Origin of the sequence: Xanthomonas sp. SHU 199, from assembly GCF_000364665.1 — a bacterium.
In the GTDB taxonomy this organism is placed as follows: domain Bacteria; phylum Pseudomonadota; class Gammaproteobacteria; order Xanthomonadales; family Xanthomonadaceae; genus Xanthomonas_A; species Xanthomonas_A sontii.
Map to the genome: position 1 here is coordinate 1 of NZ_AQOI01000445.1, position 7,129 is coordinate 7,129.

General features: G+C 72.6%; 9 protein-coding genes. All 9 read right to left on the bottom strand.

Annotation, left to right across the window (positions count from 1 at the left end; genetic code table 11):
- Positions 1–991 (bottom strand): hypothetical protein (locus D183_RS0114250; protein ID WP_017909595.1); only part of this gene is annotated, 991 nt, incomplete at its 3' end.
- Complete coding sequence (locus tag D183_RS0114255; protein ID WP_017909596.1) at positions 984–1,832, bottom strand: MBL fold metallo-hydrolase; 849 nt, start codon at positions 1,830–1,832, stop codon at positions 984–986. The genes D183_RS0114255 and D183_RS0114250, both read right to left, overlap by 8 nt.
- Positions 1,829–2,806: an NAD-dependent epimerase/dehydratase family protein gene (locus tag D183_RS0114260; RefSeq protein ID WP_017909597.1), complete on the bottom strand. Its 978-nt coding sequence runs from the start codon at positions 2,804–2,806 to the stop codon at positions 1,829–1,831. Before D183_RS0114260 ends, D183_RS0114255 begins: the two co-directional genes overlap by 4 nt.
- A 1-nt stretch (position 2,807) precedes the next feature.
- Positions 2,808–3,824, bottom strand: a complete 1,017-nt coding sequence (locus D183_RS0114265) for a 3-oxoacyl-[acyl-carrier-protein] synthase III C-terminal domain-containing protein (protein ID WP_017909598.1) — start codon at positions 3,822–3,824, stop codon at positions 2,808–2,810.
- A gap of 109 nt (positions 3,825–3,933) precedes the next feature.
- Positions 3,934–4,341 carry a GNAT family N-acetyltransferase gene (locus D183_RS0114270; RefSeq protein WP_198527670.1) on the bottom strand — a complete coding sequence of 136 codons (408 nt, stop codon included), beginning with the start codon at positions 4,339–4,341 and terminating at the stop codon, positions 3,934–3,936.
- A 122-nt stretch (positions 4,342–4,463) separates the two neighbouring features.
- The gene (locus D183_RS0114275; RefSeq protein WP_017909600.1) at positions 4,464–5,165 is read right to left on the bottom strand and encodes a glycosyltransferase; all 702 of its coding nucleotides are present in this window, start codon (positions 5,163–5,165) and stop codon (positions 4,464–4,466) included.
- A gap of 64 nt (positions 5,166–5,229) precedes the next feature.
- Positions 5,230–6,225, bottom strand: coding sequence for an aldo/keto reductase (locus tag D183_RS0114280; RefSeq protein ID WP_017909601.1), 996 nt, complete (start codon positions 6,223–6,225; stop codon positions 5,230–5,232).
- 54 nt (positions 6,226–6,279) lie between these two features.
- Complete coding sequence (locus tag D183_RS0114285) at positions 6,280–6,699, bottom strand: carboxymuconolactone decarboxylase family protein (RefSeq protein WP_017909602.1); 420 nt, start codon at positions 6,697–6,699, stop codon at positions 6,280–6,282.
- Between the two features lie 38 nt (positions 6,700–6,737).
- Positions 6,738–7,129, bottom strand: a 392-nt coding sequence (locus tag D183_RS0114290; RefSeq protein ID WP_017909603.1) for an aldo/keto reductase, incomplete at its 5' end; no start/stop codon positions are given.

Below are 7,129 nucleotides of genomic sequence, written 5' to 3' on the forward strand. Positions count from 1 at the left end.
GCCGGCCCTGGCCCAGCGCCGCCGGCAGTGCCACGCCCAGCATCAGCATGCCCAGCATCGCCGCGCGCTCGTCGGCCGGGCGCAAAGGCGCCGGCGCCGCGCCCGCGTCGCCGCACAGCAAAGGCACCAGCGGATCGGCCGCGGCGAACAGGTGCAGGCCGCTGGTCGCACGCGGATTGCATTCGATCACGCTGCAGCGCCCTTGCGCGGAGACCATCCAGTCGAAGGAAATCTGTCCAGTGAAGCGCAGCGCCTGCACCAGTTGCGCCGTGAAGCGCTCGATCTGCGGGTTGGGTGCGGCGTCGAAGTAGTAGCTGGAACTGCGCCGCAGGCGGTAGCGCGGGCGGTACACCGCATGCGCCAGCAGCACGCCATCGCGCGCCAGCGCATACGAGCAGCGTTCCTCGCCGGCGCAGTAGCGCTGTGCGACCCAGTCGCCCTGCGCGGGCAGCGGCGTGGCGTCGGCGGTCACACCGTCCGGATAGAGCCGGACATGCACGCCGAAGCGCGAGAATTCCGGTTTCAATACCAGCGGCGCTTCGCCGGCCCATTCGCGCGCCTGCGCCAGGCTGCGCACGCGCACGCTGGCGGGTACGTCGATGGCGCTGTCCAGGCTGCGCGCCAGTTCCATGAAGTGGTACTTGCTGTGCAGCGTGCGCAGCGTGTCGAAGTCCTGCAGTGGCAGGTGCAACTGCGCCGGCAGCGCGCCGCGGTAGCGGGCCAGGTAGAACACTTCCTCGCAGGTCGGCACCAGCACGTCGATGCGCTGGCGGGCGAGCACGCCATTGAGATCGGCCAGCCAGGCGCGCGGCGCATCGCGTGCCGGGGCGACGCGGTGATGCGCGGTCACCGCGCGCGACCAGCCGGAGATGCGGCTGGCGACGCTGTCGGCCAGGTGCACCCGCCAACCCAGCGCGGCGAAGCGACGCGCCAGGTCCAGCGCGACCGGCGCGCGTGCGCCGGTGATCAGCACGCCGGGTGCCTCAGCCATGCGTGTGCTCCGCCGGTGCCGGCCGCCATTGCCGACAATGCGAGGGCACCAGGCGCAAGCCCGGCTCGGCCTGGCGCAGCGCATGCAGCCGCGCCAGGGTGTCGCGATACACGCGATGCTCGCCGAGCAGGTGGGTGACCAGCGCCGGCGGCGGCGTGCCGTCGGCGAGCGCGGCGCTGGACCAGGCCGCGTCGGCGATCAGGAACACCGGACCGTGCGCGTCCTCGAACCACAGGCCGTAGTGGCCGGGCGCATGCCCGGGCAGCGGCACCAGCAGCACGCTGCCGTCGCCGAACAGGTCGCGTGGCGTGCCGAAGTCGCGCAGCGCGGCGGGCGGCAGCGCCGCGGGCAGCGCCTCGATCCAGTGCATGCGCGGGCGCGCGCCGTGCAGCAGTGCCGGCAGGAAACCTTCGCGCAGCGCGGCCAGCCGGCCGCGGCGCTGCAGATCGTCCCAGGCCTGTTGCGCGCAGGCCAGGCGCGCCTGCGGGAAATCGGCGACGCCGCCGACGTGATCGCCATGGAAATGCGACAGCACGATCCAGCCGATGCGGTCCGCATCCACGCCGTCGCGGGCGAGTTGTTCGCGCAGCGATTGCCCGGGTGCCAATTGCACGGGAGTCAGCCAGCGGTACAGGCGTTCGGGAAAGCGCGCGGTGGCATCGAAGAAATGACGGGCGTAGCCGGTGTCGAACAACAGGTCGCCCTGCTGCGGATGCTGCAGCAGGGCCGCCAGCGCCGGAAACGGACATGGCGCCAGCGGCGCGCCGCGGCGCGTGGCGCGCTCCGGATGCGTGCAGTGACCGGCTTCGTACAGCCGCCACTGCAGCCTGGGTACGCTCATGGCCGCCCCAGCGCGGCCAGCCCGGCCTCGGTCGACAGCACCGGCGCATAGCCGAGTTCGCGGCGGGCGCGGCCGATGTCCAGCGTCTGCGAATAGCCGAGCACGCCGATACCGTAGCGGCTGAGCCGCGGCTCCGGCTGCCCGCGACGGCGCAGCGCGATCTGCTCGCCGAGCGTGGCCAGCGCCAACGCCGGTCCGCGCGGCAGCGGCAACAGCCGCACGCGCAGGCGCAGCACCGCGAACAGCTCGGTCAGCAGGTCGCGCACCGCGATCGGCACGCCGTTGCTGATGTTGTAGGCGCGGCCATCGCTGATGTGCTCGGCACGCAGCGCCGCCAGTGCCGCGGCCACCGCGTTCTCCACGCAGCACACATCGATCATCGCGCGGCCGCCGTTGACCAGCGGGAACCAGCCGCGTTGCGCCACCGCCAGCAAGCGCGGCACGATCGCGTTGTCGCCATGGCCGAACACCGCGCGCGGGCGCAGCACCACCGCCGGCAGTCCGGCCACGGCGGCGGCGCGCACCTTTTCCTCGGCTTCCCACTTGGTCTGCGGATAGCCGCCGATCCAGCGCGCCGGCGGGGTGAAGTCTTCGGTGATCTGGTATTGATCGGCGAAGCGGAAGTAGATGCTCGGCGAACTGAAGTGCACGAAGCGACGCACGCGCGCGGCGAGCGCGGCGGCGAGCAGGCGTTCGGTGGCGACCACGTTGGCCAGGCGGAAGGTCTCGGCGCTGGCCCACGGCGCCGACAGCGCCGCGCAGTGGATCACCGCATCGCAGCCGTGCAGCAACGGCGCCAGGTCGTCGCGACACAGCTCGGCGGGCACGACCTCGATCCGCGGATCGCCAGCGAAGGCCGCCAGCTTGGCGGCGTCGCGACCGCTGGCGCGCACCGCTACGCCGGTATCGGCCAGGGCGCGCACGATGTAGGCGCCGATGAAGCCGGACGCGCCGGTGACCAGGACGCGGGCCATGTCAGTAGCGCAACACCGCGCCGCCGAACGCCAGCCCGGCGCCGGAGCCGACCAGGCCGATCAGGTCGCCGCGCACGATGCGGCCGCTGGCGATCGCCTGGTGCAGCGCGCCGGGAATCGACGCGGCCATCTGGTTGCCGCGCTGGCCGATCACCTCGATCAGCGCGTCCGGCGCCAGCCCCAGCGCCACGCGCAGGTGACGCAGCGCCTTGGCGCTGGCCTGGTGCGGCACGATCCGCCGCAACTGCGCCAGCTCGACCCCGGCCTGCGCCAGCAGCCGCTGCAGGAAGCCGGGCAGCTTCGCCGCGGCCAGCCGGTAGGTGGCGCGGCCGTTCATTTCGAACTGCGAACCGGCGCGCAGCGCCTCGACACCGTGATCCAGGCGCAGGCGGGTGCCGCCGGCGCGCACGCGGCAGTGGTCGATGCCTTCGGAATAGGTTTCCAGGCGCGCGGTCAACAAATGCGAACCGCTGGCGCCGTCGTCGGCGCCGAGCACCACCGCGGCGGCACCGTCGCCGAACAGCGGCGCGGTGTCCGCATCGTCCGGGTTGAGGCCGACGCTGGCGATCTCGCTGGCGACGATCAGCACGCGGCGGTAGCGGCCGGCGGCGATCGCGCAGGCGGCCAGGTCGAGTGCGGCGATGAAGCTCAGGCAGGTGGCGTTGATGTCGAAGGCCGGAATGCCGCTGCCCTGCAGGCCCAGCCGCGCGTGCAGCAGCGCCGCGCTGCATGGGATCGCCTGTTCCATCAGGCTGCAGGCGCTGATCACGCAATCGACCTCGTGCGCCTGCAACTGCGCCGCGTCCAGCGCCGCGCGCGCGGCGCGTTCGCCCATGAAGGTGGCCGGCTCGTCGGCGCCCGCATAGTGGCGCGTGGCGACCCCGGTATGCCGCAGGGTCCAGCCGGCGGGCTTGCCCCAGCGCCGGTCGAAGACCTCCGCCGGCACCTGCTGCGCGGGCAGATACTCGCCCGTGCCGAGGATGCGCAGCGCGATGGGCCTGCTGGTGTGGACGCTCATCCGTAAAGCTCGCACAAGGGGCGCGCAGCGTACTGCCAGCGCCTCGGCGCCGGCAACCGCCCTTATGAAGATCGCGCCGCTGTCTGCGGCTGGCGACCTCAGACAATCCTCAATCGCGCAGCGACTTGGCGAAATACTTGGGCGCTTCGACAAAGCCTTCGCGCCGATAGAAGGCGTGCGCGCGTTCCCGCCGGCTGTGGCAGTGCACCTCCAGGCGGTCGCAGCCACGCTGCCGCGCCAGCGCCTCGCCCTCTGCCAGCAAACGCTGTCCCACCCCGGCGCCGCGCGCGCGATCGTCGACGCAGAAATAGCTGATGCGGCAGATGTCGCCGGCCAATGCCAGCTGCGGCAGAAAGTGCACCGACAACACACCCAGGACGTCGTCCCCTGCGGCGGCCACCAGCAAGGCCGCGTCCGGATGCGCCAGGAGCTGCGCCAGGCGGGCTTCGATGAAGTCCTCGGTTCCGGCATAGTCCAACGCCGCCATCAGCACCACGATCGCCTGCCGGTCCGCCATCGCCGCGTTCCTGATGTCCAGGGTGCTGTTCTCGCGCATTTGCAGAGAGTAGGAAGTCGCCCGCGTCGGGCGCAACCGTTTTGCCGACCCGGCGCAATCTGTGCGGAAATGGGCGGCGCGTCCTAACGGCCGCGACGCTGTCCGTACCAGAAGCCGAGGCCGTCGCGCGAGCGCAGCAGGCTGCGGCCGCGGCGCAGCAGGCGCAACAGCAGCCCCAGGTGCTCGCGCTTGCTGAAGCTGCGCAGCTTGCGGTCGGAGGTGTGCACCGGCTCGCGCAGGATCACGAAGCGGCCCTGCCGCGCCAGCGCGCGGCTCAGCGCCACGTCCTCGCCGGCGTAGTAGCGCTCGTCGAAGCCGCCGGCGGCGACGAAGGCGCTGCGCGTGCAGAACAGGAAGCAGCCGGGGGCGATGCCGGTGCAGCGGAACAGCCAGCCGAACAGCGCCTGCGCCAGGCGTTCGTGCCAGGCGATGTCGCCGAGCAGGCGCACCTGCGCGCCGCCGCCGACCGCACCGGTGCCGAGCGCGCGTAGCGCCGCGGCCAGCAGCGGGGTGTTGACCCGGGTGTCGGCATCGACGAACAGCAGATGGCGGCCGCGGCTGGCGGCGGCGCCGGCATTGCGCACGGCGGCGATGTGCCGCAGTTCCACCTCCAGCACCTGCGCGCCGTGCCGGCGCGCGATCTCGGCGGTGCCGTCGCGGCAGGCATCGGCGACCACCAGCGTCTCGCAGTCCAGCCGCAGCGCCTGGGCGGCGACATGCAGCGAGGCCAGCGTGTCGCCGATCAGGGCGGCTTCGTCGTGCGCGGGGACGATGAAGGAGATCACCCCCGCATCATGCGGGGCCGGCGCGGCGCGGGCAATCGACCCGCGTCGCGGCCGGGGGCGCGGTTCAGCCCTGCAGGGCGCCGCGCGAGGCGGCCGGGTAGCGATGGCCGGCGGCGGCGTCGGCGGGGAAGATCGCCTCGATCTGCGCCAGCTCCTCGGCGCTCAGCTTCACCTGCAGCGCGCCCAGGTTCTCTTCCAGGTAGGCCAGGCGCTTGGTGCCCGGGATCGGCACCAGGTCCTCGCCCTGCGCCAGCACCCAGGCCAGCGCCAGTTGCCCCGGGGTCACGCCCTTGGCCTGCGCCAGCTCACGTACCCGCTCCACCAGCTGCAGGTTGCGGTCGAAGTTCTCGCCCTGGAAGCGCGGCGAATGGCGCCGGTAGTCGTCGGCCTCGAAGTCCTCCGGCGAGCGGATCGCCCCGGTCAGGAAGCCGCGGCCCAGCGGCGAGTACGGCACGAAGCCGATGCCCAGCTCGCGCACCGTCTCCAGCACGCCGTCGTGTTCCGGGTCGCGCGACCACAGCGAGTACTCGCTCTGCAGCGCGGTGATCGGATGCACCGCGTGCGCGCGGCGGATGGTGGCCGCGGCGGCTTCGGACAGGCCGAGGAAGCGCACCTTGCCCTGTTCCACCAGCCGCGCCATCGCCCCGACCGTGTCCTCGATCGGCACGTTCGGATCCACCCGATGCTGGTAGTACAGGTCGATGTGGTCCACGCCGAGCCGGCGCAGGCTGGCCTCGCAGGCCGACTGCACGTATTCCGGGCGGCCGTCGATGCCGCGTGCGGCCGGGTCGTTGGGGTCGAGCTTGATGCCGAACTTGGTCGCCAGCACGACCTGGTCGCGGCGCCCGGCCAGCGCCTTGCCCACCAGCACTTCGTTGGTGTGCGGGCCGTACATGTCGGCGGTGTCGATGAGGCTGACGCCGTGCTCGATCGCGGCATGGATGACCGCGATCGAGGCGGCGTCGTCGCTGCGGCCGCCGTAGAACGCGCTCATGCCCATGCAGCCGAGGCCGAGGGCGGAGACGCGGGGGCCGTTGCGGCCGAGGGTGCGGGTTTGCATGGAGGATGCTCCTGAGGGGGAGGTGAGGGAAAGCGTGGCCGCCGGGCGGTTCGCTCAGGGTGAGGACGGGCCCAGCGTGTCGCGGGCGACGGCCAGGGCGTTGAGCGCGGTGGGGAAGCCGACGTAGGCGTACAACTGGTCGAGCACGGCGAAGATCTCCGCACGGCTGGCGCCTGCCGCCTGCGCGGCGCGCAGATGCAGGCGCAACTGCGGTGCGGCGTGGCAGAGGCTGGCCAGCACCGCCACCGTGACCAGTTCGCGGGTCTTCAGGTCCAGCGCGCTGTCGGCGCGGTAGATCTCGGCGAAGGCGATGGCGGCGCCGCGGCCGCTCAGCGCGGTGTCCGCGTCGTCGGCCAGGGCGCGGATCGCCGCGCCCTGCTGCGGGCCCATCAGCGCGGCGATCTGCGCGATGCCGGCCGCTTCGGCCTCGGCCAGGGTCATGTTGCTCGGCAACGCGTTCGCGATGGATGCCATGGAATAGTACTCGTGTGCGAAGGGGCAGGACGCCGCGCTCAGCGCGGCTGGATGCGGGTGCCGCCGCTCAGCAGCGCCTGCGGGTTGGGCGAGGCCAGGAAGTCGTGCGGGAAGCCCAGTTCGATCGCGCTGGCGGCATCCAGCCGCTGCAGCGCCTCGGCATCCAGGTGCAGGGTGAGTGCGCCCAGGTTGTCCTGCAGTTGCGCCACGCTGCGCGCGCCGACGATCGGCATCGCCCCGCGCGCCAGCAGCCAGGCCAGCGCCACCTGCGCCGGCGAGCGCTGCAGCTCGGCGGCCAGCGCCACCACTGCCTCGGCCACTGCCAGCGCGTGTTCGTTGAAGGTGCGTTGCGAATGCGCGACCTCGGCGCGGCCCACGCCACCGACCTGCGCGCCGCCGGAGGCGGCCGCGCGCACCCGCGCCAGATCGG

Excerpts from the sequence above, each read along its gene's own strand:
- D183_RS0114255 (WP_017909596.1), bottom strand. The coding sequence starts at position 1,832 with ATGAGCGTACCCAGGCTGCAGTGGCGGCTGTACGAAGCCGGTCACTGC.
- D183_RS0114260 (WP_017909597.1), bottom strand. The coding sequence starts at position 2,806 with ATGGCCCGCGTCCTGGTCACCGGCGCGTCCGGCTTCATCGGCGCCTAC.
- D183_RS0114265 (WP_017909598.1), bottom strand. The coding sequence starts at position 3,824 with ATGAGCGTCCACACCAGCAGGCCCATCGCGCTGCGCATCCTCGGCACG.
- D183_RS0114270 (WP_198527670.1), bottom strand. The coding sequence starts at position 4,341 with ATGGCGGACCGGCAGGCGATCGTGGTGCTGATGGCGGCGTTGGACTAT.
- D183_RS0114280 (WP_017909601.1), bottom strand. The coding sequence starts at position 6,225 with ATGCAAACCCGCACCCTCGGCCGCAACGGCCCCCGCGTCTCCGCCCTC.
- D183_RS0114285 (WP_017909602.1), bottom strand. The coding sequence starts at position 6,699 with ATGGCATCCATCGCGAACGCGTTGCCGAGCAACATGACCCTGGCCGAG.